This window comes from Citrobacter sp. Cpo074 (assembly GCF_030332745.1).
Taxonomy (GTDB): Bacteria; Pseudomonadota; Gammaproteobacteria; order Enterobacterales; family Enterobacteriaceae; genus Citrobacter; species Citrobacter portucalensis.
The window spans coordinates 218,635-243,264 of the sequence record NZ_JAOWHG010000034.1; the positions used below are offsets into that span (position 1 = coordinate 218,635).

22 protein-coding genes, 1 tRNA gene and 1 pseudogene are annotated in these 24,630 nt (G+C 52.4%); 14 read left to right on the forward strand and 10 right to left on the reverse strand.

Annotated features, from left to right (window positions below; genetic code table 11):
• The first annotated feature begins 27 nt into the window (after positions 1-27).
• Positions 28-591, forward strand: coding sequence for a YqgE/AlgH family protein (locus OGX83_RS19175; RefSeq protein WP_003027086.1), 564 nt, complete (start codon positions 28-30; stop codon positions 589-591).
• The gene (gene ruvX, locus OGX83_RS19180) at positions 591-1,007 is read left to right on the forward strand and encodes a Holliday junction resolvase RuvX (RefSeq protein ID WP_008785771.1); all 417 of its coding nucleotides are present in this window, start codon (positions 591-593) and stop codon (positions 1,005-1,007) included. Before OGX83_RS19175 ends, ruvX begins: the two co-directional genes overlap by 1 nt.
• An 8-nt stretch (positions 1,008-1,015) precedes the next feature.
• Here ruvX and OGX83_RS19185 read toward each other — a convergent pair whose 3' ends face one another.
• Positions 1,016-1,984, reverse strand: coding sequence for a type IV pilus twitching motility protein PilT (locus OGX83_RS19185; protein WP_286588903.1), 969 nt, complete (start codon positions 1,982-1,984; stop codon positions 1,016-1,018).
• A gap of 17 nt (positions 1,985-2,001) precedes the next feature.
• Here OGX83_RS19185 and OGX83_RS19190 point away from each other — a divergent pair, with 17 nt between their 5' ends.
• From OGX83_RS19190 to hemW, 5 genes are read left to right on the forward strand one after another with little or no spacing between them, the layout of a single operon-like run.
• Entirely contained in the window at positions 2,002-2,706 is a 705-nt protein-coding gene (locus tag OGX83_RS19190) for a YggS family pyridoxal phosphate-dependent enzyme (RefSeq protein ID WP_057067562.1), read from the forward strand.
• Between the two features lie 18 nt (positions 2,707-2,724).
• On the forward strand, positions 2,725-3,291 hold the full coding sequence (locus OGX83_RS19195) for a YggT family protein (protein ID WP_003825417.1): 567 nt from the start codon (positions 2,725-2,727) through the stop codon (positions 3,289-3,291).
• On the forward strand, positions 3,288-3,578 hold the full coding sequence (gene yggU, locus OGX83_RS19200; protein WP_003027101.1) for a DUF167 family protein YggU: 291 nt from the start codon (positions 3,288-3,290) through the stop codon (positions 3,576-3,578). The genes OGX83_RS19195 and yggU overlap by 4 nt, the downstream gene beginning before the upstream one ends.
• A 7-nt stretch (positions 3,579-3,585) precedes the next feature.
• Positions 3,586-4,179: an XTP/dITP diphosphatase gene (locus tag OGX83_RS19205; protein ID WP_048236734.1), complete on the forward strand. Its 594-nt coding sequence runs from the start codon at positions 3,586-3,588 to the stop codon at positions 4,177-4,179.
• A complete protein-coding gene (gene hemW, locus OGX83_RS19210) occupies positions 4,172-5,308 on the forward strand; it encodes a radical SAM family heme chaperone HemW (protein ID WP_003825412.1) in 1,137 nt (378 codons plus the stop codon). Before OGX83_RS19205 ends, hemW begins: the two co-directional genes overlap by 8 nt.
• Positions 5,309-5,422: 114 nt before the next feature.
• Here the strand turns inward: hemW and ansB are convergent, their stop codons facing one another.
• The 4 genes from ansB to trmB all read right to left on the reverse strand — a co-directional run bounded on the left by ansB (position 5,423) and on the right by trmB (position 8,472).
• Positions 5,423-6,469, reverse strand: coding sequence for an L-asparaginase 2 (gene ansB, locus OGX83_RS19215; protein ID WP_003027108.1), 1,047 nt, complete (start codon positions 6,467-6,469; stop codon positions 5,423-5,425).
• 188 nt (positions 6,470-6,657) lie between these two features.
• Positions 6,658-7,377 carry a YggN family protein gene (locus tag OGX83_RS19220; RefSeq protein ID WP_003825409.1) on the reverse strand — a complete coding sequence of 240 codons (720 nt, stop codon included), beginning with the start codon at positions 7,375-7,377 and terminating at the stop codon, positions 6,658-6,660.
• Between the two features lie 49 nt (positions 7,378-7,426).
• On the reverse strand, positions 7,427-7,753 hold the full coding sequence (locus tag OGX83_RS19225; RefSeq protein WP_003027115.1) for a YggL family protein: 327 nt from the start codon (positions 7,751-7,753) through the stop codon (positions 7,427-7,429).
• Entirely contained in the window at positions 7,753-8,472 is a 720-nt protein-coding gene (trmB, locus tag OGX83_RS19230; RefSeq protein WP_003825406.1) for a tRNA (guanosine(46)-N7)-methyltransferase TrmB, read from the reverse strand. The genes OGX83_RS19225 and trmB overlap by 1 nt, the downstream gene beginning before the upstream one ends.
• A gap of 160 nt (positions 8,473-8,632) precedes the next feature.
• On the opposite strand from trmB, the gene mutY reads away from it, so the two are divergent.
• The 4 genes from mutY (at position 8,633) to OGX83_RS19250 (ending at position 12,621) form a co-directional block, all read left to right on the forward strand.
• Entirely contained in the window at positions 8,633-9,685 is a 1,053-nt protein-coding gene (gene mutY / locus OGX83_RS19235) for an A/G-specific adenine glycosylase (RefSeq protein ID WP_286588905.1), read from the forward strand.
• Positions 9,686-9,712: 27 nt separating this feature from the next.
• Positions 9,713-9,982 (forward strand): oxidative damage protection protein, encoded by a 270-nt coding sequence (locus tag OGX83_RS19240; RefSeq protein ID WP_003027126.1) that lies wholly within the window; start codon positions 9,713-9,715, stop codon positions 9,980-9,982.
• Positions 9,983-10,068: 86 nt separating this feature from the next.
• Positions 10,069-11,154, forward strand: coding sequence for a membrane-bound lytic murein transglycosylase MltC (gene mltC / locus OGX83_RS19245; RefSeq protein ID WP_008785777.1), 1,086 nt, complete (start codon positions 10,069-10,071; stop codon positions 11,152-11,154).
• A gap of 210 nt (positions 11,155-11,364) precedes the next feature.
• Complete coding sequence (locus OGX83_RS19250; RefSeq protein ID WP_071445575.1) at positions 11,365-12,621, forward strand: nucleoside permease; 1,257 nt, start codon at positions 11,365-11,367, stop codon at positions 12,619-12,621.
• Positions 12,622-12,673: 52 nt separating this feature from the next.
• On the opposite strand, the gene OGX83_RS19255 is transcribed toward OGX83_RS19250, so the two are convergent.
• Complete coding sequence (locus OGX83_RS19255; RefSeq protein ID WP_191238137.1) at positions 12,674-14,809, reverse strand: ornithine decarboxylase; 2,136 nt, start codon at positions 14,807-14,809, stop codon at positions 12,674-12,676.
• Positions 14,810-15,277: 468 nt separating this feature from the next.
• Here OGX83_RS19255 and OGX83_RS19260 point away from each other — a divergent pair, with 468 nt between their 5' ends.
• The 3 genes from OGX83_RS19260 to OGX83_RS19270 all read left to right on the forward strand — a co-directional run bounded on the left by OGX83_RS19260 (position 15,278) and on the right by OGX83_RS19270 (position 17,582).
• Positions 15,278-15,985 carry a DUF554 domain-containing protein gene (locus tag OGX83_RS19260; protein WP_008785781.1) on the forward strand — a complete coding sequence of 236 codons (708 nt, stop codon included), beginning with the start codon at positions 15,278-15,280 and terminating at the stop codon, positions 15,983-15,985.
• A gap of 105 nt (positions 15,986-16,090) precedes the next feature.
• A tRNA-Phe gene (locus tag OGX83_RS19265) sits at positions 16,091-16,166 on the forward strand.
• A 633-nt stretch (positions 16,167-16,799) separates the two neighbouring features.
• On the forward strand, positions 16,800-17,582 hold the full coding sequence (locus tag OGX83_RS19270; RefSeq protein ID WP_048236740.1) for a lipoprotein YafT: 783 nt from the start codon (positions 16,800-16,802) through the stop codon (positions 17,580-17,582).
• Between the two features lie 228 nt (positions 17,583-17,810).
• On the opposite strand, the gene OGX83_RS19275 is transcribed toward OGX83_RS19270, so the two are convergent.
• From OGX83_RS19275 to tssA, 4 genes and pseudogenes are all read right to left on the reverse strand, one after another.
• Positions 17,811-18,290, reverse strand: coding sequence for an Hcp family type VI secretion system effector (locus OGX83_RS19275; protein WP_047408701.1), 480 nt, complete (start codon positions 18,288-18,290; stop codon positions 17,811-17,813).
• Positions 18,202-19,654 (reverse strand): annotated as a pseudogene (locus OGX83_RS19280) (VasL domain-containing protein). Before OGX83_RS19280 ends, OGX83_RS19275 begins: the two are co-directional and overlap by 89 nt.
• A gap of 14 nt (positions 19,655-19,668) precedes the next feature.
• Positions 19,669-23,154, reverse strand: a complete 3,486-nt coding sequence (gene tssM, locus OGX83_RS19285; RefSeq protein ID WP_502873524.1) for a type VI secretion system membrane subunit TssM — start codon at positions 23,152-23,154, stop codon at positions 19,669-19,671.
• A gap of 51 nt (positions 23,155-23,205) precedes the next feature.
• On the reverse strand, positions 23,206-24,627 hold the full coding sequence (gene tssA, locus OGX83_RS19290; protein WP_502873522.1) for a type VI secretion system protein TssA: 1,422 nt from the start codon (positions 24,625-24,627) through the stop codon (positions 23,206-23,208).
• Positions 24,628-24,630 lie beyond the last annotated feature (3 nt).

Below are 24,630 nucleotides of genomic sequence, written 5' to 3' on the forward strand. Positions count from 1 at the left end.
TTGAACCAGGAAACAGAACCTCTGACAATGAATTTACAGCATCACTTTCTGATTGCCATGCCTGCTCTCCAGGATCCGATTTTCCGCCGTTCCGTGGTGTACATCTGTGAACATAATGAGAACGGAGCAATGGGGATTATCGTTAATAAGCCTCTGGAAAACTTACAAATTGAAGGGATTCTGGAAAAGCTGAAGATTACCCCAGAAGAACGCGATCCGGCCATTCGTCTGGATAAACCAGTGATGCTCGGCGGCCCGCTGGCGGAAGACCGTGGATTTATTCTCCACACTCCACCGTCACGCTTTGCATCCAGTATCCGCATTTCAGATAACACCATCATCACCACCTCCCGCGATGTACTAGAAACCCTGGGCACACAAGAACAACCGTCCGAAGTGCTGGTTGCGCTGGGTTATTCATCATGGGAAAAAGGTCAACTGGAACAAGAGCTACTGGATAACGCCTGGCTCACGGCGCCCGCAGACCTCAACATCTTATTCAAAACGCCGATTGCCGACCGCTGGCGCGATGCGGCGAAGCTTATCGGGATAGATATTCAGACCATGCCTGGCGTGGCGGGACATGCCTGATGAGCGGAACATTACTCTCTTTTGATTTTGGTACGAAAAGTATTGGTGTTGCTGTTGGTCAGCGCATTACCGGTACGGCCAGACCGTTGCCCGCCATTAAGGCGCAGGACGGTACGCCAGACTGGAGTTTGATTGAACGCCTGCTGAAAGAATGGCAGCCGGATGAAATTATCGTAGGCCTGCCGCTCAACATGGATGGCACAGAACAACCCCTTACCGCGCGCGCGCGTAAGTTCGCTAACCGTATTCACGGTCGCTTTGGCGTAACCGTAACGCTGCACGATGAACGCTTGAGCACCGTCGAGGCCCGCTCCGGCCTGTTCGAACAAGGCGGATACCGGGCGTTGAATAAAGGCAAAGTAGATTCCGCTTCTGCCGTGGTCATCCTCGAAAGCTATTTCGAGCAGGGTTACTAAATCCGTCCCTACGCCTGACGCTGCTGCTGACTTTGTGCAAATGTCTGCATACCTGTCTGTTGCCCGGTTTGAATTACGCCGGGCAGCTGATGCGTTTTCCCTTCACGAATCAAATTGCCCACGGCTGGCGTGTTGACGAGCAGCTCAAATAGCGCCACGCGTCCTCCCAGCTTATCTTCCTCCAGCTTTTGCGAAAGTACCGCCCGCAGGCTGTCTGCTAACTGGTTACGCACCGGCTCTTTCTCTGTTGCCGAAAAGGTGTCCACCAGCCGCGCGATAGCCTGTGCCGCCCCTCGCGTATGTAACGTTGCCAGCACCAGATGCCCGGTTTCCGCTGCCGTTAATGCCAGACGAATGGTTTCCGCATCGCGCAGTTCGCCCAGCAAAATGACGTCGGGATCTTCACGCAGCGCGCCGCGTAAACCGGCGGCAAAAGAAGCGCAGTGTACGCCCACCTCCCGTTGTTGAATAAGACAACGCTGGCTGGTGTAACGATATTCAATCGGGTCTTCCAGCGTCAGAATATGCCCCGCAACATGCTGATTAAGGTACTCTACCATCGCCGCCAGGGTCGTTGATTTACCGCTACCGGTAGCGCCTGTCACCAGAATTAACCCATTTTCACTGCGCAGCAGTTCAGGTATGACGTCAGGGGTCTGGAGATCGTCTAAACATGGACAATCAAGCGGGAGCAATCTTAGCGCCAGTGAGGTTCCCTGTTGATGAACAAAAGCACTGGCGCGCAGCCGCTGGGAACCTGCCAGCGCAATAGCAAAATCAATCTGCCCCTGTTCCTGCCACTGTACCTGTTGTTGCTCACTGAGCCAGCACATCAGCAGATTCTCCACGTCAGGCGTAGTAAATGGTGCGATTTCGACTTTTCCACGTATGCGCCAGCGCGCAGGCCATGCATTGCACAGGTGTAGATCCGACACGTTATGCTTTACACTAAGGGCCACTATTTCTTCCATATTCATATGAACATCCTCGGAAAATGAACGATATCGCGCATAACCTGGCACATGTCCGGGACAAAATCTCAGCCGCCGCGACGCGTTGCGGGCGGTCTTCAGAAGAAGTTACGTTGCTTGCAGTCAGTAAAACCAAACCTGCGAGCGCCATCGAAGAAGCCATTACCGCAGGGCAGCGTGCCTTCGGTGAAAACTATGTGCAGGAAGGGGTGGATAAAATCCGCTACTTCCAGGAAAAAGGCGTCAACGATCTGCAGTGGCACTTTATCGGCCCGCTGCAGTCCAACAAAAGTCGTCTGGTCGCTGAGCACTTTGACTGGTGCCATACGATCGACCGTCTGCGTATCGCTGCCCGTCTGAGCGAACAGCGCCCGGCGGAACTGCCGCCGCTCAATGTACTGATCCAAATTAATATCAGCGATGAGAACAGTAAGTCAGGAATTCCGCTGGCAGAGCTTGATGCACTGGCCGCTGAAGTCGCTGCACTACCGCGCATTACCCTGCGTGGTCTGATGGCGATTCCGGCTCCAGAGTCAGATTATGTAAGGCAGTTTGAAGTTGCACAGCAAATGGCGGTAGCATTTGCCGGGTTGAAAACACGCTACCCAGGCATCGACACTCTCTCACTGGGAATGTCTGATGATATGGATGCCGCCATCGCGGCGGGTAGCACGATGGTGCGCATTGGCACTGCCATTTTTGGTGCTCGTGATTACACTAAAAAATAAGGAAAACTAAGGAACACCATGAATACGTTGACCTTCCTGCTCTCAACGGTAATTGAGCTGTATACCATGGCGCTGCTGCTGCGCGTGTGGATGCAATGGTCTCGCTGCGATTTTTACAACCCGTTCTCGCAGTTTATAGTGAAAATCACTCAGCCCATTATTGGGCCGTTACGCCGCATTATTCCCCCTATGGGACCGATCGACAGCGCATCGGCATTAGTTGCGCTCGTTCTCAGCTTTATCAAAGCAATCGTGCTGTTTAAGGTGGTCACGTTCCAGCCGATCATCTGGATCGCCGCCGTACTGATTGTCCTGAAGACTATCGGGCTGTTGATTTTCTGGGTGCTGCTTGTGATGGCGATTATGAGCTGGGTCAGCCAGGGCCGCAGTCCTGTAGAGTACGTGCTGATTCAACTGGCAGATCCGCTGCTGCGTCCTATCCGTCGCATACTTCCAGGCATGGGCGGGATCGATTTCTCCCCAATGATTCTGGTTCTGCTGCTCTACGTTATTAACATGGGCATCGCGGAAGTGTTACAGGCGACAGGCAACATGCTGCTGCCGGGGCTGTGGATGGCGCTATGAGTGCCGTTACACCCTGCGACGACGGTCTGGTTTTACGGCTCTACATTCAGCCTAAAGCCAGCCGTGACAGTATTGTGGGTTTACATGGCGACGAAGTTAAAGTCGCCATTACCGCCCCGCCAGTAGATGGCCAGGCCAATAGCCATCTGGTGAAGTTTCTCGGCAAACAGTTCCGTGTGGCAAAAAGCCAGGTCGTCATTGAGAAGGGCGAGCTTGGTCGTCACAAACAGGTTAAAATCATTCATCCGCAACAGATCCCGCCCGAAATTGCGGCGTTAACTGATTAGGTATCCCATGCAAAAAGTTGTCCTCGCGACCGGCAATGCCGGTAAAGTGCGTGAACTCGCCTCTCTTCTGAGTGATTTCGGTCTTGATGTTGTTGCCCAAACGGATCTGGGTGTTGATTCTGCAGACGAGACCGGGCTGACGTTTATTGAGAACGCCATTCTGAAGGCGCGTCATGCCGCGCAAATTACCGGCTTACCGGCCATAGCTGATGACTCAGGTCTGGCAGTAAATGCCCTTGGCGGCGCTCCGGGTATCTATTCAGCCCGCTATTCCGGCGAAGATGCGACCGATCAGCAGAACCTGGAAAAACTGCTTCACACCCTGCAGGATATTCCTGATGACAAGCGCCAGGCGCAGTTCCATTGTGTGCTGGTGTATATGCGCCATGCAGACGATCCAACGCCTGTTGTGTGCCACGGAAGCTGGCCGGGCGTGATTACCCGTGAACCTGCCGGAAACGGTGGTTTTGGCTACGACCCGATCTTCTTTGTGCCGTCTGAAGGGAAAACCGCAGCCGAACTGACCCGTGAAGAAAAGAGTGCAATTTCTCACCGCGGCCAGGCGCTGAAGCTGCTGCTGGATGCCCTGCGTAATGGTTAAGCTTCCGCCGCTAAGTCTTTATATTCACATCCCGTGGTGCGTGCAGAAATGCCCGTACTGCGACTTCAACTCGCATGCGCTAAAGGGCGAAGTCCCTCATGACGACTATGTGCAGCATCTGCTGAGCGATCTGGATACTGAGGTGGCCCATGCCCAGGGCCGTGAAGTAAAGACGATTTTTATCGGTGGTGGCACGCCGAGCCTGCTTTCTGGCCCGGCGATGCAAACGCTGCTCGACGGCGTGCGAGCACGGCTGAATCTGGCCGAAGATGCAGAAATCACGATGGAGGCGAATCCCGGGACGGTGGAAGCCGATCGCTTTGTGGATTATCAACGCGCTGGCGTCAACCGTATCTCGATTGGCGTACAGAGCTTTAGCTCCGCCAAACTCGAACGTCTGGGACGTATTCACGGGCCGGAAGAAGCCAAACGAGCAGCACACCTGGCGAGCGGTCTGGGGCTACGCAGCTTTAACCTCGACCTGATGCATGGTTTGCCGGATCAGACGCTGGAAGAGGCGCTGGGTGATTTACAGCAGGCCATCGCGCTCAACCCACCGCATCTTTCCTGGTATCAGTTGACCATCGAACCCAACACGCTGTTCGGTTCCCGACCGCCGGTTTTACCGGACGATGACGCGCTGTGGGATATTTTTGAGCAAGGCCACCAGCTACTGACCGCCGCGGGATATCAGCAGTACGAAACCTCAGCCTACGCCAGACCGGGTTATCAGTGTCAGCACAACCTTAACTACTGGCGTTTTGGCGACTATCTTGGCATTGGCTGCGGCGCACACGGTAAGATCACATTCCCTGACGGACGCATCCTGCGCACCACCAAAACACGGCATCCGCGTGGGTATATGCAAGGGCGTTATCTCGAAAGCCAGCGCGATGTTGCCGAAGCCGATAAGCCGTTCGAGTTCTTCATGAATCGTTTCCGGCTGCTGGAAGCCGCGCCTCGCGCGGAGTTTACGCAATATACCGGTCTTACCGAAGACGTTATTCGTCGACAGATCGATGAGGCTATTTCCCAGGGCTACCTGAGTGAATGCGATGAGTACTGGCAGATTACCCAACACGGTAAGCTGTTCTTGAATTCGCTGCTGGAGCTGTTTCTGGCGGAGTGATGGCTGGTGAACGTAGGCCTGATAAGCGTAGCGCCATCAGGAAAATTGCCGGATGGCGGCTGCGTCTTATCCGGCCTACAGGGTTAGGGCGGTAAGCGCAGCCACCTTCATCGATTAATACTGATTAAACATTTCCTGGATCTGCTTAGGATCCTTGGTTTGAGTCAGCGCAAGCTGCAGCAGAACACGTGCTTTTTGCGGGTTCAGGGAACCTGAAGCCACAAATCCGTATTTTGCATCATCAACTTCTGCATCCTGTGTAGTGGCGCCCGTTGGTACACGGGATGAACGCACTACAACGGTACCTTTATGCGCGGCGGTTGCCAGCGTATCGAAAATGGTTTTATACAGGTTACCGTTACCTACACCCGCACTGACGATCCCGGCGTAACCCGCATCCACCAGCGCTTTTGCCGGCAGATCGGAGGCATTAGCGTAGTTATAAACAATCCCAACTTTCGGCAGCTCGGTCAGCTTAGACACATCGAACGGAGTAGACGTGGTGTGCTTACGCGCAGGCGTACGCTGGTAGTCGATTTTACCGTTATGGATGTAACCCAGCGGGCCGTAGTTAACGGATTTGAAGGTAGCGACGTCGGTAGTGTTGGTTTTAGTCACGTCACGACCATCCATAACGGTGTCGTTCATCACCACCAGCACTCCGCGGTTGGCAGAGGCTTTGTCTGCGGCAGTTACTACCGCGTTATACAAGTTGAACGGGCCATCAGCGCTCATCCCCGTAGACGGACGCATTGCACCGACCAGCACCACCGGCTTGTTGCACTTGACGGTCAGGTCGAGGAAATAGGCGGTTTCTTCCATGGTATCCGTACCATGTGTTACCACGAAGCCGTCGGTTTTATCACACTCGGTATTAATCTTTTTCGCCAGCGTTAACCAGACTTCGTCATTCATATCCTGGGAGCCGATATTCACCACCTGCTCGCCTTTAACGACAGCGATATCTTTCAATTGAGGTACGGCCTCAACCAGATTTTCTACGCCAACCTTGCCTGCCGTGTAGTTAGATTTTGTCGCGGAATCACCACCGCCGGCAATCGTTCCGCCAGTAGCTAAAATGGTGATGTTTGGCAGTGCAAGCGCCGCGCCGCTGAAACCCATAACCAGTGCGGCAAGTGCCGTTTTCTTGAAAAACTCCATGTTATTTCTCCAGTTACTTGAATTTGCAGCATTATGTCTATCCTACAGATGAATAATGTGACGAGTTCCAATTAACCAGATTTATATCTCCACCAAATTGCCGTTCTTAGAGATGGATATCAAAAAAACAGAAATATACAAAATAAAACGGCACAGAATGTTTCTGTGCCGTTAATAAGAGGTGAAGATTATTTCAGAGTGCTAACCAGCGTTTTACGATCGTTTTCCAGCGTCACAACGCGGGAACAAACATCTTTGCCAAACTGCTGGAAGTCTTGTTCCTGATTCTTCCATTCGTTCTGAATTGAGGTCTGCAAACCACCGAGGCTTCCGAGTACGCCCTGCAGTGGATTACCACCGCCTTTGAGCACGGCTTTCGCTCCCATCTCGTTGATGCTGTCCTGCAAAATGCCGCCCATCGCCTGATTCACCAGCTGTTGTCCGTCCGCGCGGACCTGATCAATCGCCTTATAATGGAAAGTCAGGCCATCAGTTCGATGCTCGATGATGCGGTTCATCTGCTCTTTCAATTGCGCATCCAGCTTGGTTAAGCGGCCACGCATGTTGCTGCTTTCACCGACCTCTTTGGCGATGATTTTGTCCAGCGCCACGCGACCTTTCTCTACGCGCGCTCTGGCACCTTCGTCGATCCACGGCAGGCTGCTACGCAACGCCGCCTGATAATCTTTGGCCTGCTCACGCTGTGCGGCGTTCAGGTTGTACTGTTTACCGTTGAAGGTGACATCGCCAGCCTGGGTAATAACCAGGTCGCCATTCTCGCCCTTCACCTGCACCGTTTGTGGGCTCAAAATCACATCGTCACGCGGGGTGACGCTGCACTGGTAATCTGCATGTGCGGCCATCGCCGTGAACGTTAGGACTGCCGCCAGCAGCGTTTTGCGCATCATATCTTTCCCTCAATACAAATCGGGTCGGCATTTGCCGACCCTGTGCTACTTAGTCCCACCAAATATCGAAAAGTTCGCTGGTACGCACTTCTTCGAGTTTGTGCTCTTCCAGCCACTTACGCACGATTGCCTGGTGTTCTTCGGTGCATTTGCCGATTTCCTGCAGACAGATCAGACCTTCCCAGGCCAGATAGCCGCTGCCGTCAAAAGCCAGTTTGTTCGGTTCGATGACTTCATTGATAAAGTCATCAACGATTTGATCGACCTGCTCTCCAGATGTACCTTCCGGGAAACGCCATGCAACCGAAAATCCTACTTCCTGGAATTCTTCGATGTGCATCTTTTTACGCAGACGACGGCTACGGTTCTTTGCCATTATTTCACCCTCTCGAACATTAAGTCCCATACGCCGTGGCCAAGACGATGACCACGTTGTTCAAATTTGGTTACCGGGCGCGATTCCGGGCGCGGTACATAATCGTTACTCTCTGACTGGTTTTTATACCCGTCAATCGAGGACATCACTTCAAGCATGTGCTCCGCATACGCTTCCCAGTCGGTCGCCATATGGAACACGCCGCCCAGCTTCAGCTTACTTAAGATATGCTCAGCAAACGGTACCTGAACGATACGGCGTTTATTATGACGTGCTTTATGCCACGGGTCAGGGAAAAACAGCTGAACCATAGATAAAGAATTGTCAGGAATCATTTTATGCAGGACTTCAACGGCATCATGGCACATGACGCGCAGGTTCTCGACACCCTCTTCATGGGCTGAAGCCAGACACGCACCAACGCCAGGTGAGTGAACCTCAATGCCGAGGAAATTCTGTTCCGGACGCGCTTTCGCCATTGCAACCAGCGACGCTCCCATACCAAAACCGATTTCCAGCGTGACTGGCGCGTCACGGCCAAACAGTTCTGCGAAATCTACAGGCTCTTCGCTGAACTCAACGCCCATCACCGGCCAGTAGTTTTCCAGCGCGTGTTCCTGCCCTTTCGTCAGTCGCCCCTGGCGACGAACAAAACTACGAATCCGGCGCAGAGGGCGGCCGTTTTCATCAAATTCCGGTGAAATGACGTCGTTCTTCATAAAAGTTTAGTCTGCTGTGTTTGAGTTCTGAAAACGGGCATTATCCAAAGTTAGTTGCCGGATGCAAGTAAAGGAAGAAAGTGAGCAGCGGAAAGTTCCGGTTTACACCCCGTTGCCGCTGTGCTGCAATCTTGCCCCCGGCAATAATGAAACGGTAATCATGCAAGCGTCTCAATTTTCGGCTCAGGTTTTGAGCTGGTACGACAAATACGGGCGGAAAACGCTGCCCTGGCAAATTGACAAGACGCCTTACAAAGTATGGCTCTCTGAGGTAATGCTGCAACAAACTCAGGTTGCGACCGTTATCCCCTATTTTGAGCGCTTTATGGCGCGCTTCCCAACGGTAACGGATTTGGCCCATGCGCCGCTGGATGAAGTTCTGCATTTGTGGACCGGGCTGGGTTATTACGCCCGTGCGCGTAATCTGCATAAAGCCGCGCAGCAGGTTGGGACGCTGCATAGCGGTATATTTCCGCAAACCTTTGATGAAGTAGCCGCCCTACCTGGCGTCGGACGTTCAACCGCAGGCGCGATCCTTTCTCTCTCTCTGGGTCAGCATTTTCCGATTCTCGACGGTAACGTCAAACGCGTGCTGGCTCGCTGTTATGCTGTAAGCGGCTGGCCGGGTAAAAAAGAGGTCGAAAAGAAGCTGTGGGAGCTGAGCGAGCAAGTTACGCCGGCCCAGGGTGTTGAGCGTTTTAATCAGGCGATGATGGATTTAGGCGCCATGGTCTGTACGCGCTCAAAACCTAAATGTTCCCTGTGTCCGTTGGAAAATGGCTGTGTGGCGAGCGCCAATGCAAGTTGGGCGTTGTATCCCGGTAAAAAGCCCAAACAGACGTTACCGGAACGAACGGGCTATTTTTTACTGATGCAGCATGATGACGAAGTGCTGCTCTCACAGCGACCGCCCAGCGGCTTGTGGGGTGGTTTATACTGTTTTCCGCAGTTTGACGACGAAGATGGACTGCGCAACTGGCTGGCGCAACGACAAATTAACGCAGATAATCTGACCCAACTTAATGCGTTTCGCCATACCTTTAGCCATTTCCACTTAGATATTGTGCCTATGTGGCTTCCCGTGTCTTCATTCACCTCATGCATGGATGAAGGCAACGCGCTCTGGTATAACTTAGCGCAACCGCCGTCGGTCGGACTGGCGGCTCCCGTGGAGCGTTTGTTACAGCAATTACGTGCCGGTACACACGTTTAACGTACCGGACGATAGAGAGGACTTTTTATGAGCAGAACGATTTTTTGCACTTTCCTGCAACGCGAAGCAGAAGGCCAGGATTTTCAGCTGTACCCGGGCGATCTGGGCAAACGCATTTATAACGAGATTTCTAAAGAAGCATGGGCGCAATGGCAGCATAAACAGACCATGCTGATTAACGAGAAAAAACTCAATATGATGAACGTCGAACACCGTAAGTTACTGGAACAGGAGATGATTAACTTCCTGTTTGAAGGTAAGGATGTGCATATTGAAGGCTATACGCCAGAGTCATAAGAACCGTTGCCGGATGGCGCTGCGCTTATCCGGCCTACGTTTTAATCTGGTCCTTGCAAACAACAAACACAACACGCACTCCCGGAATGATGAAAAAATTTCTCGCGCTTGCCGTTATTGCGCCGTTGCTCATCTCCTGTTCCAGTTCGACCAAAAAAGGCGATTCCTATAACGAAGCCTGGGTCAAGGATACCAACGGTTTTGATATTCTGATGGGGCAATTTGCCCATAATATTGAGAATTTGTGGGGATTTAAGGAAGTGCTGATTGCGGGTCCGAAGGACTACGTCAAGTATACCGATCAGTATCAAACCCGCAGCCATATCAACTTTGATGACGGTACGATAACCGTCGAGACCATTGCCGGGACAGATCCCGCCGGACACCTGCGTCGGGCGATTATCAAGACATTGCTGATGGGCGATGATCCGGGTTCTATCGACCTCTATTCCGATGTCGACGACATTAAGATTTCCAAAGAGCCATTCCTGTACGGACAGGTGGTTGATAATACCGGCCAGCCCATTCGTTGGGAGGGGCGTGCCACCAACTTTGCCAACTACCTGCTGCAAACACGACTTAAAAGCCGCAGCAATGGCCTGCGTATCATCTATAGCGTGACGATCAATCTGGTGCCGAACCACCTTGATAAGCGCGCGCATAAATACGTCGGTATGGTGCGTCAGGCTTCACGTAAGTATGGCGTCGACGAGTCGCTGATTCTGGCTATCATGCAAACCGAATCCTCGTTTAACCCGTATGCGGTGAGCCATGCCGATGCGCTGGGACTGATGCAGGTGGTACAGCACAGCGCCGGGAAAGATGTGTTCCGCTCGCAAGGGCGCTCAGGCACACCAAGCCGTAGCTTCTTGTTTGATCCGGCCAGCAACATTGATACCGGCACGGCCTATCTGGCAATGCTCAACAATGTCTATTTAGGTGGTATCGATAATCCGACCTCACGCCGCTATGCGGTAATCACCGCGTACAACGGCGGTGCGGGCAGCGTGCTGCGCGTGTTCTCGAACGATAAAATTCAGGCCGCGAATATCATTAACAGCATGTCTCCAGGTGACGTTTATCAAACGCTGACCACCCGACATCCATCTGCTGAATCACGCCGATACCTTTACAAGGTCAATTCCGCACAAAAATCCTATCGACGCCGCTAATGTATTCCTCTTCAGCCCCCTAAAACGGGGGCCTGAAGCACCAAAAATGTTAACTCCATCACTCTTTTGCTTTGCAATCAGAAATTGTTTGCAAATATTTGTCACAGGTAACAAAAAAAGAGTGCCTCTCATTGATAGAATCACATCATATAGCCACGGCAAATGTGCCTTTTAAAACATTCATCCGCATTACGGTGTGAGGAAATTAACATGAATCTTAAGCTGCAGCTGAAAGTTCTCTCGTTTCTGCAGTTCTGCTTATGGGGTAGTTGGCTCACTACCCTCGGCTCCTATATGTTTGTCACCCTTAAATTCGATGGTGCATCCATTGGTGCGGTGTATAGCTCGCTGGGGATCGCCGCCGTGCTTATGCCAACGCTGTTAGGGATCGTGGCCGATAAATGGATCAGTGCGAAGTGGGTTTACGCCCTTTGCCACCTGGTCGGCGCAGGAACGCTGTTTGCCGCAGCCGAAGTCACCACGCCAGGGGCCATGTTCTTTGTGATCCTGCTTAACTCCCTGGCCTATATGCCAACACTGGGGCTAATCAACACCATCTCCTACTATCGCCTGCAATCTGCCGGGATGGATATCGTTACCGACTTCCCGCCAATTCGTATCTGGGGCACCATCGGCTTTATTCTGGCGATGTGGGCAGTGAGCTTCTCCGGCTTTGAACTGAGCCATATGCAGCTGTACATCGGTGCGACATTGTCCCTGGTACTGGTACTGTTCACCCTGACGCTGCCGCATATTCCGGTTGCCAATCAGCAGAAAAACCAGAGCTGGACATCAATGCTCGGTCTGGATGCTTTCGCGCTGTTTAAAAACAAGCGTATGGCGATTTTCTTCATCTTCTCAATGATGCTAGGCGCAGAGCTGCAGATTACCAATATGTTTGGTAACACCTTCCTGCACAGCTTCGATAACAACCCACTGTTCTCCGGTAGCTTTATCGTGGAACACGCATCAGTGATGATGTCGATTTCACAGATTTCCGAGACGCTGTTTATCCTGACCATCCCGTTCTTCTTAAGCCGTTACGGTATTAAGAACGTGATGCTTATCAGTATTGTGGCGTGGATGCTGCGCTTCGGCCTGTTTGCCTACGGCGATCCAACGCCGTTCGGTACCGTGCTGCTGGTTCTGTCGATGATTGTTTACGGCTGCGCCTTCGACTTCTTCAACATCTCTGGTTCCGTGTTCGTGGAGAAAGAAGTACGCCCTGAAATCCGCGCCAGCGCACAGGGTATGTTCCTGATGATGACCAACGGTTTCGGTTGTATTCTGGGCGGACTGGTGAGCGGTAAAGTCGTTGAACACTATACGCTGAACGGTATTACCGACTGGCAGACCGTGTGGTTGATCTTCGCAGGTTACTCGCTGGTTCTGGCTTTTGCCTTCGTTGCGCTGTTTAAATACAAACACGTACGCGTTCCAGCAGGCACCCAGACTATCGCGCACTAACGTTTACGCAGAGAAAAGCGGGTTGCCAAAAGGTAACCCGCTTTTTTTGCGCTTACTTCACCACATATCCATACAGACGCTTAATACCGTCTGCATCCGTTTCACTGTAAACTCCTTGCAGCTCCGGCGAGAAGCCTGGCAGCAGGTTTACGCCCTCTTCCAGCGCCAGGAAATATTGCTGTACCGCCCCACCCCATACTTCGCCCGGTACCACGCACAGCACGCCCGGAGGATAAGGCAGCGCACCTTCCGCCGCAATGCGGCCAGCTGCTTCACTAATCCGCACCAGTTCAACATCACCACGGATAAAAGCGCTGTTCGCATCCTGTGGGTTCATCGCCACGGCAGGTAAACTTTCCTGACGGAACATCGCTTTTTGCAGATCTTTCACATCAAAGCTGACGTACAGTGAGTGCATCTCCTGGCACAGTTCACGCAGCGTGTAATCCCGATAGCGTACCGGATACTTGTTGAAGATAGTGGGCAGCACATCTGCCAGCGGCGTATCGTCTTCAATATGCTGCTCAAACTGCGCCAGCATCGCCACCAGTTGCGCCAGTTTCTCTGCGCTTTCTGCCGGGGTCAGCAGGAACAGAATCGAGTTAAGGTCGCATTTCTCCGGTACGATGCCGTTTTCACGCAGGTAATGCGCCAGAATCGTCGCCGGAATACCAAACTCGGTATATTGCCCGGTTTGTGCGTCAATGCCTGGAGTGGTTAACAGCAGTTTGCAAGGGTCAACGAAATACTGGTCACGCGCGTAGCCGGAAAAACCATGCCATTTAGCACCCGGTTCAAAGCTAAAGAAGCGGCGCTCGCTGGCAATCACCTGCGTCGGATAGCTTTCCCACGGTTTGCCATCAACTACCGGGGGAATAAACGGCTGAATCATCTTGCAGCGGGTAAGAATCGCTTTACGGGCCTCAATGCCCAGCGTCACACACTCCGCCCATAGCCGACGGCCGCTCTCGCCTTCATGGATTTTGGCGTTAACATCCAACGCCGCAAACAGCGGGTAAAACGGACTGGTAGAAGCATGCAGCATAAATGCATTATTCAGACGCTTATGCGGGCAGAACCGCGCCTGACCGCGAATATGGTTATCCTTTTTGTGGATCTGCGAAGTTTGCGAGAATCCGGCCTGCTGTTTGTGTACCGACTGGGTGACAAAGATCCCCGGATCGTTAGCATCGAGATCCAACAGCAGCGGTGACCCATCGGCCATCATCGGAATAAATTGCTCGTAACCGACCCATGCAGAGTCAAACAGGATGTAATCACACAGATGACCGATCTTGTCGATCACCTGCCGGGCGTTGTAGATCGTACCGTCATAGGTGCCGAGCTGAATGATCGCCAGACGGAATGGGCGCGGTTGATCGGCCTTTTGCGGCGCAACCTCGCGAAGTTGCTGGCGCAGGTACTCCTCATCAAAGCAGTGCTCGTCAATACCGCCAATAAAGCCAAACGGATTACGCGCCGCTTCCAGATACACCGGCGTCGCACCCGCCTGGATCAGCGCACCGTGGTGGTTCGACTTATGGTTATTACGGTCAAACAGCACCAGATCGCCGCGCGTCAGCAGCGCATTGGTTACTACTTTATTGGCCGCAGAGGTCCCGTTCAGCACAAAGTAGGTTTTATCCGCGTGGAAAACTTTCGCAGCAAATTTCTGCGCATGTTTCGCCGAGCCTTCATGAATCAGCAGATCGCCAAGCTTAACGTCGGCGTTGCACATATCCGCGCGAAACAGATTCTCGCCAAAGAACTCGTAGAAATGGCGCCCCGCGGGATGCTTTTTAAAGAACTCACCGTGTTGATGTCCTGGGCAGGCAAATGTGCTGTTCCCCATCTCGACATACTGAGTCAACGTGTCATAGAACGGCGGCAGCAAATCTTCTTCATACTGACAGGCAGCAGACTCCAGCTCCAGCCAGTCCTGCGCCTGACCGCGAATGACCGCATTCACGCCCGCCGGCAGATCAACATCCGACTCTGCGAACAGAAACACGGGTATATGAAAACCGGTGCGTTTCAGCAAAGCAAGGATCCCGCTGCGGCTATCCGCAACGGTAATGACGACTGCCGCAACGTCAGTAAAATCAGTACTGTCCAGCGACACCACCTGACGATGGCTGGACAGACGAGAAACCAGTTCTCCACTGGCGGCAATTTTCATTGATTTCATAAGCGCAATAACCCGTTTCGGGAAAATCAAAAGTCCCGGACAAAGCCATATTGCTTTGCCCACGAAATGACAGGTCAAACTGGTTACCAGCCCCGACCGCCAGACATCAGTAAAAGCAGATAGCCTCTGATTTTACTGTTATCCTGCAGTGAGCGTGCGCTGCCCTCACCGCATGGTGGGAGCGTAAAGATAAGTCGCAGGAAGGGGCAAACGTCGCGCAAAAAGGCGATGTTGAAGGCGATGTAGGGGGAGTAATATCATCCCAGGCAGCCCCATTCAGACAGGAGAAAATTCGCGCAATCATGGCACCTTTCACTTTCAGGCGCAAGATAAAATCCGGAGCCTGAACCTCACAGATAAACAAGCAATCCGCCTGTCAATCGCGGCATAATAATGCAATCTGAAAACATATTTTACCCAGAGAATTGCCTTTAGCATCAAGACGATAATGGGTATGCAGGAGCAAACGTGGTAATTGGACCCTTTATTAATGCTGGCGCCATTTTATTTGGTGGTGTTCTCGGCGCACTACTCAGCCAGCATTTACCGGAACGCATTCGTGCCTCCATGACCTCCATATTCGGACTGTGCTCTTTGGGAATTGGTATTTTGCTGGTTATCAAGTGCGCTAACCTACCGGTGATGGTTCTGGCTACGTTGGTCGGTGCATTAATTGGCGAGTTCTGTTATCTGGAAAAAGGGATCAATACCGCGGTTGCCAAAGCGCAGCAGCTTTTCACCCAGTCGGATGCCAACACCACGCACGAATCCTTCATCCAGAGCTATGTGGCCATCATCGTGCTATTTTGCGCCAGTGGTACCGGGATCTTCGGGGCAATACATGAAGGGATGACCGGCGATCCAAATATTTTAATCGCCAAGTCGTTTCTTGATTTCTTCACGGCCATCATTTTTGCCTGTTCATTAGGTATCGCGGTATCGGCAATTTGTGTACCAATGCTGGCAATCCAGTTAACGCTTGCCACCTGCGCGGCAATGATTTTGCCCCTAACGACGCCAGCCATGATGGCCGATTTCAGCGCCGTAGGTGGGCTACTGTTGTTGGCAACCGGTTTACGTATTTGTGGAATCAAAATGTTTGCGGTTGTGAATATGCTTCCTGCCCTTCTGCTGGCAATGCCGCTTTCCGCCGCGTGGACGGCATTTTTTGCCTGAGAATGCGTGCAATAGCAACAATGTGGTGATAGATTGTGCAGTCTGCGTTGATTTGAAGAAATTTCGTTGACGAAACGAAGCGAATCGGTTTTAATGCGCCTCGTTGCCCGGATAGCTCAGTCGGTAGAGCAGGGGATTGAAAATCCCCGTGTCCTTGGTTCGATTCCGAGTCCGGGCACCACTATTTAGAAAAACCAGCCTTAGGGCTGGTTTTTTGCTTTTGGCGAAGCGGACTCTCCATCGAACTTCGCCAGCTGCTCACCTCCAATTCGTCTACTCTTATACACAAATTAGATTGGCAGAAGTCGCGCGTAAGCTGCTGGCATCTACCTTTCTCGGCAACACTCAAGAGCATGGGCGAATCCAGGACGTTGAGACACACCGCCCCCCCACCTGTATACCCGAAATCTTAAAATCTGATCCGAAGGAGACGCTTCTTGTCTTACTCTGATGTTGTATATTCCAGAATTTTCATCATGTATTTCCGGCTTAAATTCATTCAGGAGAACAAACCAATATTAGTGCTAAGGCAATAATATAGTTTCGCTCCCGAATATTGCATCCCCCTAAAAACTCTTCGTACTGTTATAATTCTCCCAATAATACTGCCAGCCAGCCCCACACGGATAAACTGTACTCTGCAATAGGATTGCATATATTTAAATAATACATACAAAACCATCAATTATTATTTAACCGAATGTTTTAATAAACAGCAACTCTCTTTTTAGGTCTTTATTTCATGTGTATAATTCAGTTTGAGTTTTCAGATAAATAATTGCAGGAAACACCTGACGCCATTGAGGATGCAAATATGAATTCCAGGTCAGCAGTATTTTTATGTACAGCAGTATTTCTGCTAGCTGGCTGCGCGCCACACTCTCCTATTGATGTAAAGAAAGCAGGGGCACGGACAGAGAACGGCGTAAGTAAGACTGCTTCAGCACAGAAACTGACGGACAAGGATATTTTTGGCAATGAAACTACGCTGGCGGTGTCCGAAGAGGAGATCCAGGCTGCGCTGGAAGGGAATGTATTTCGCGTACCTCTGAGTTCGCCTGTTATTCTGGTACAGTCCGGTAGCCGAGCACCGGAAGCCATCATGCAGCAGGAAATGAGTCGATATTATACCGTCGCAACCTTCTCCGGTATCCCGGACAGGCAAAAGACCGTGACTTGTAATAAAGATAAAAATAAAGACGAGAGCCAGGATATTGCTGTTGTAGAAAACATGAACTGGATGCAGGCTCTGCGTTATGTCGCCGCGAAAGGTCATCAGAAAGCAATCATCGTTTATCAGGATACATTGCAGTCAGGCAAATATGACGCTGCGACAAAAAGCATAGTCTGGTCAGATTATAAAAATGAAAAACTAATCGACAATACATCACTACGTTATCTGGTGCGTTTCACTCTAGTGGACGTGGCAACAGGTGAATGGGCTACCTGGTCGCCGGTCAATTATGAAGATAAAGTACTACTACCGCTGTCAGGGAAAAAAAATGCCGCAGACATAGCGACTGAACAACAGATTTCGCAGCTTAAGCAAAAAGCCTATGCATCAATGGTTAAAGACCTGGTGAACCGTTACCAGTAATCCGTCCTGGCTACCGCCGATAATTTGCGGCGGTAGCCATCGATATGAAAATTTCAGGGTGTACGGCTCACCTTTTTTGCTGACAGATAATGCCATTGACCGCGCAGAATATCTATGCGGGGATTAACCAGACAACTTCGACTTTTGCTATAGACCCCAGATATTTTTGCAGACAAGAGCTGCAATGATGATTGGATCGAAATAAATACTCTTCACAATGTATATTCCTCAGAAAAGCCGCTCCTCCCACAAGCTATAGGCGCTGGTTCCAGCAATACAGTGCTCCTGGGTAATACTTTCATAGCTCAGTGACAATGATTCTTCCGGTTGCCCCTGGCTGTTATTAATGGTGTGCGGCACAACATGCTTGATGCTGGCGATACGGGCATTAATCAGCTTCACTTTGTAATACAGTTCATTAATGCCAAAGCGGTTGGTACGATAATACTCAAAATCGCAGGTCAGACACTCATTCTCACTGATGGCTTTAGTCAGTAACGGGGAGGATTTATCCACCGGCTTCTGGATCACCAGCGTCTGATGATTCACATTCTGTGCGCGAGTCAGTGCGTGGGACAAACCCAGCACCATAATCTGATCCGTATGCGTAATCTGCGCTTTATTGCCAATGGAGGCCATGGAAGAACAGCCTGCGGAGATCAGCCCCTGAAGGTCGCCGTTCAATGTCATATAAACCGGATTTGCCATAGTAAACTCCTTTTATTTCGTCGTTATTTTCCGGATTTGATTTCAGTTGTCGCTTCCGGCATTTCGCCGTTTTTCAGCAGCATCCAGCGGCTTAACACGCCGTCCAGTCGCTCATTAATCTGTTTTTCCAGCGCCTGCGTGTTCTGACCCTGTGTCCGAGCGTCATGGTACTGCGTCAGTAATGATTCCAGCGGTGTCTCCTGCCCCAGCCTACGCTCGGCCTGCCAGATGACATTTTTTATATAAGAAAGTGTCAGTCCTTCTTTCTCGCTCTGCATCACAAGGTCAGCAAAGGCGTGTAAATCCTGGCGAGTCTGTAACCAGCCCCGTAGCTGTGGACTGTTCTGTGCTCGAGTTTTCAGGGTTTCACTCCACTGAGCAGAGGCCTGTTGTTGTTGCAGGCTTTCCGGCCAGCGAGTGTCCGCTGTGCGCATCATCTGCATCCCGGTCTCCAGCAGTTGTAATGGCGACGTATCAGGAAGCAGTTGCAACTGTTGTCCGTAACTGTCCAGGTCCGGTGATGTCAGCCAGACCGTTGCCGCGCCCTGTGCCGTATCCCTGACCTGTGCCAGTTGCTGTTGCATCGGGTACACCTGCCACCACCAGAGTACTGCGGCGATAACCGCAGTAGCGGCGATACCGGCCATAAAACCTTTCACCGGACTGCCCTGATCGGCAATACACCCATTATCCGCCAGACCACGGACTTCCACCCTCATCTCCGGCAATTCGGGGAGAGAAGAGAGTGTCTCAGTAACCATGGGCGCATTACTTTCCGGGGCATAGACCAGCGTTCTGACGGTGGCCTGTGGGACAGCATCTGTATTATTCCGGGGTTGCGGCTCCAGCCGTTTGCGCGTGTTCTGTATAAAATAAAGCAGATTCTCCACACGCGGCGGGTGTTTAAGCTCCACCTGCTGGAGTTTGTCACAGATAAGCTGTAAGGCCCGTTCGGTACGGTACAGCAGAGGTAGGTCGCTTTCCGCAAAGGAGGTCTGCTGGCGCAGGATATTTCCGCTACGGGTGTTAAGCCAGTCCAGCATATCAGTACGAGCAGATCCACCCTGCGGCCAGAATTTGTCCCATTCATGGGTAATCATTGCCGCCAGCAGTTCGGCTCCTTCACAAAAACCGACCACCCCCTGCGTGCGGGTACGCGCCAGGGTGTAGTAAGTGACCGTGTGCAAATCCACGCCATTAGCCTTAAAAATTGTCAGCGCCAGCGATTCCACCAGCCTCCAGTTCATTTCCGGCTGAGACGGGTGGCTAGCCTTGTTGATTTCCTCGCGAATAGCGATGAACTCCGGCAGATTACGCGGATCACTGCCAGTGACGATAGTTTGTATGAGTGCGTCGTTGCTCATCCCGGTCTCCTTCCTCAGTACAGCGTGTCCGTTAGCCGGAACTGACTGAACAGTCCACCACTAAACGGGTTGTCTTCAGTATCAGCGTGTATCCGGTAGACCATCGCGCCACTGTCCACGTTAAAGCGCACGCTGAATGTCCCCTCTTCCACGCTGGTTAACTGGCCTGCGCCAAATAGCCGGAACTGCGCCCACGGCCCACTGAAACTGATACTTCGCGGTGCCCCACCATTGGTGCTAACCAGCGTCAGTTTGCTTTCATTACCTTCCCGCATGTTGTTCGGCCAGACCAGATGAGCGGTGTAATTACGCCCTTGGCTGTAGTCAATTAATTGCCCGTCCAGATTCAGTACACTGCGGCGCTTATTGCCGGAAAGCGAGACGGTCTCCACCGCAAACTGTGTTCCCAGGCCATTCTGCTTACTGAAGAATATGTCACGGACTTTCTGCGCGGTATCCAGTTGCCGGATGATGTCCTCACGGATAATCACGCCGTCCCCCCCGTCACGACTTAAATCATTCTCAATAAACAGTTTCAGGTTCTGCTGATAAAAGGTATCCAGCACACCGTCCGGTTTAAAGAAACGTTCAAATGCATCCAGCGAGGCATCTTGGGATGAACGTGGATTAAACGGATAGTTATTTGCAAGCTGTTCGTTGAACGGTTTCACCACGTTGTCACGCCAGTCAATTTCCATATAGTGAACCGCTTCCACCATCACCACATGCCAGGCCTGGTCGGCGAGTTTACCCACCCAGCGATTAAGTGGTGCAGGAAGCGTTTTCGCCATCTGGCGGGTAGCAAATATAGGGTCACTGCTGTTCTGGTCAAGGCGGAGCTGAACAGCTTTCAGCGCCGATTTCCCCGGTACCGGCGCATTCTGGATAGCCAGCAGGTAGCGATGCAGTTCCGTTAGCTGCTGATAGACCGCCTGTAAGGTATTTTCCTTGTTATTCTGCACTGCCAGGGTAGCGTTTTCCGGTGCGAACTCATGTCCGAGACGCGTCAGCAGGCGATAATCCGGCTCTGCCTGCATATCTTCTCGCTCTTTATCAGAGAGCTTTTCAGAGAGAATGGCTGGCTGCGTATTATCCCGCAGCGCCGTCAGCGCACGCTGCAACGGCTGATCGCCGCTGATAACCTGCTCCAGTGAGCCGGTCAGTTGTACAATGGATTCATAATCGCGCACATTGAGGTTGTCCATCCCCGCCCGCCAGGTGGCGGTATAGTCGCTGATATACTGCTCGGTCAACTGGCGCTGAATTTCAGCACGATCGGCTTGGCTGTATTTGACACTTTGGGTAAGATTCAACACCCAGGAATCCATCGCTGTCAGTTCTACCAGCGCATCACGTTGCTTCACAAAATAACTTTGCAGGCCATAGCGGGTGAGAAACTGCGGAATCACCAGTTTGTTGTCATCAGGGGCAACGAAGATCTGATCGAACGTCGGACCAATCTGATCGCGCAGGTTCAGATCGGCAGGCAGGACACCAAGCGCCCGTGTTTTCAGACTTTGGTAAACACGCTGGTAAACAGGTAGTTTACTTAACTCTTTCTGTGCAGCCACCACCGGACCGTCATACGGTGTCCAGCGGCTGATGACATCCCCGTCGCCCGCTGTACGCTCTGCGTGCCAGTCGGTGTGCTTCAACGCGTAGTCGAGGTGCGACATCAGTTGCGCCTGGATGTCCTGCTTGCCGTGGAACTCGTCACTCCAGCGCTTCGCCATGTACTGCTTGACCACTTCATGATTACGTCCGCTTTTATCCTCCAGCATTCTCATCACACGCAACACGGCGAGTTTTTCTTCGCTCTCTGGCGGTGCAGCATTCATTTCTTTCACCAGACCGTTAAACAGCGCAGGCAAAAAGCGCTGATCCAACAGTTGCAGATAGGTTTGTTCGACATACGGCCCGACGCGCCGTCCCTGATACAATCCCATATCCGCCAGGCGACTGCGGTCATCCCAGTTTCCATAGGCCAGCGTCGCGTCGCGCACCGGGTTCAGCAGCGGTAGTTGCATATTACCGTAGTCATCAATCCCTTGCGGAGGCGTGATCGCCATAAAGGCTTCCGCCTGTTTCAGCACCTGTACGCCGGAGGCGTAGTTATTATTATAATAATGGTGCCATCCGGTGATGAGCAGTAATGTCGCCACCCCACCCACTGCGGAAAAAGCCGTAAGACGGCGACGGCTGTTTATCAGCCAGGTGCGGCTTTCTCCAGCCAGATTTGGCTCGGCCAGCAGCGCTTGTGGAAACAGATTGCGGGTAAAGTAAGATGCGGTATCCACCAGCGGCCAGGCGTTCAGCGGACTGCCATCCAGCCGATACTGCCGGGCGGCAGATTGCGTAAAGATGTCATCCATTTGGCCCCGTTGCAGTGACGAAGTGAGGTATACCCCACGCAGCATCACATCCATATTTTCACCGTCCAGCAGGCTGTCGAGCAGGGCGACCAGGTAGTCCCGGCTTCCCTGTATCTGGCGGGAAAAACTGAACAGGGAACTGCGCATATGCGTCTGCGAGAGCATGAGATCCGGCAAGGCATGGTTCATTTGATCGCACCATGTCTGCCAGAAAGCATCCAGCTCCGCGCGCCAGTCCTCGTTTTCATGAGCGCAGCGGGTGAAGGTAACACCCAGAATCGTATCGCGATCTTTTTTGTTCAGTGACTGAAACAGGGCGGCAAAGCCGTGTAACAAATCCAGCCGCGTCAGCACCACGTAAACCGGTAGCTGACAGTGGAGGTGCTGGCGCATATCCTGCAAACGGCTGCGCAGCGTCTGCAACAGATGCTCACGACGGCGTTTGTCAGCCGTCAGCAGGTCAGGTAAGTCGAGAGTGATAATGATCCCGTTCAGCGGCTGGCGGGCACGTTTTTCCACCAGCCAGTCCAGAACGTGCTCCCATAATCGACGGTGCAGGACATCAGCATCCGGCTGTTCACAGAGCGTGCCATCAATATCAAAAATCACCGCCTGTTTGCCGACATGCGGCGTCAGGTACACACGTTGCTCTGCACCACGTACCGTTTCCGGCGTATAAATGATATCGGACGGAAATCCCTCACGTAACAGTGCGGTTTTACCGCTCCCGGCAGGGCCGATGACCATATACCACGGTAGTTGCCACAGATAACGATGGTTGTCGAGATGGCGTTGCAGGCGCAGTAACCACCGGTCGAGGTAACGCTGTTGCGCATTCAGCTCGACGCTCAGCGGGTCTTGCGCTTCCTTACGTTGTTGTTTTTGTTGTTTCTCAAGCTGTTGCAGGCGCTTCATCACCCGGACGGTGAGCCACCCCAGGGCGATAATCCCCCATGCCGACGTCGCCAGCCAGCGATTGGACAGCGGTTTAAGCCACAGCTCGTCATACAACGACCATGACGGGCCTTTCCACCAGATCCACACCAGCAGGAAAACCCATGCCAGCACCAGCAGCCAGAACGCGGAGACCTTAAACCGTGGCATCGCGGGTCGCAGAACTGATTTCATGCCACTAAACAGTCGGGGGGTCGGTATTCTCACAAAAACTCCTGTTATCTCTTACTGTTCTGCCGTGAACTTCTGTTCAAGCTGCTCAAGTAGCGATGGTTCCCACTCTGCCAGCACTATTCGCAAGCCGGTGTTGAACAGCATCCGAAACTGTTGCTGCGCCATTTTTGCCATTCCAGCATCGTCCATCAGTTGTGCGCCAAAATACTGACGGTAAAACTGGTCACGGGGGGAACCTTCGGGCAGCGTATCCAGATACCGTAATGCAGCCTCCAGCCCCTGTTCAGTAAAACAGGCCAAGGCGTTCTGCCATTCCTCGCCGGATTGCTGTGCTGATACGGGCTGAGCGGAGGACGGCGAGGCGGTCATCCACTGTTTTGTCTGACTGCTGATAAAGGGCGTATGGTCGTTAAACAGCAGAGTGGAAAGCTGGGGCAAACGGGTAAGAAAACCGATAGCTTCTTCACGGATAGCCTCTGCCACGGCGGTGTAGCCCAGCCGCTGCGCAACCTGCGCTGAAAGGTAATGACCGTCAAACCAATAGGGCGCCAGAAGTGCGCTTTTCTCTACCTGTTGCCACAGCGTCATGTCGGCATTGTTCAGACGCGCATGAAAATCATCCATCATATCGGCAGGGAACGCGGCCAGCGGTGTGCGTCCGTTACTTTCAGCCTGCGGCGCGGAGGTAATTGCCAGCCACAGCGCATGGCGACGCAGACAGTAGCCAAGCGGCACGTCCGGCTGGCGTTCGCATAAAATGGCAGCGACTTTCAGCAACGTATCGCGCCAGGCTTTGTCGTCATGGCTGTCAATATTCATCACCGGTGCGGGGGCTACCGAAGATGGCGCAGGTGCAGATGCGACCGGCGCAGTAGAAAGCGGTACAGAAGCGACGGCAGATTGTGCTGCAACGGGTGTTGCGGCAGGTTCGCTGTCGCGAAATGCCCGCATGTACAGCGCAGCAACATCGTCCGTTGCCTGCGCCAGTTCAGTCGCGTTATTGTCCTGCCACAGTAGCGCCAGTTTTGCCAGTTCCCCCAACAACAGATCGCGCTGCGTCGCAGCAGCATTCTCTGCAAAACCGGAAATGCCCGCCTCAAAACGCTTTATGACCTGGGCGGCAAAACGTTTTTTATGCGCCATTCCCGGTGCTGCCACCGTCCAGTAATGCTCCACATAAAGCGCCAGCAAACGCAGCGCCAGCAGCGGATCACCGGCGTGCTGCAGGGTACGTAAAAGATGGGTCAGCAGGCGAAAATCCTTGCTTTTAGAGGCCAGGAGCGTCAACCCCCGGCGCTGAATTTCCGGGATATCCAGTTGGCTGTGAGCCAGAGAGCCGAGTTTAAGCATGTCGCCGTCAATATATTCCCAGTCAGGATTATCATCTTTCAGCACAGAGGTCAGTTTGTCTTCCGGCAGATTTTCCAGCAGATGCGATATCCAGGTATCCGGGTTACATAAGTCCATTGCCATTTT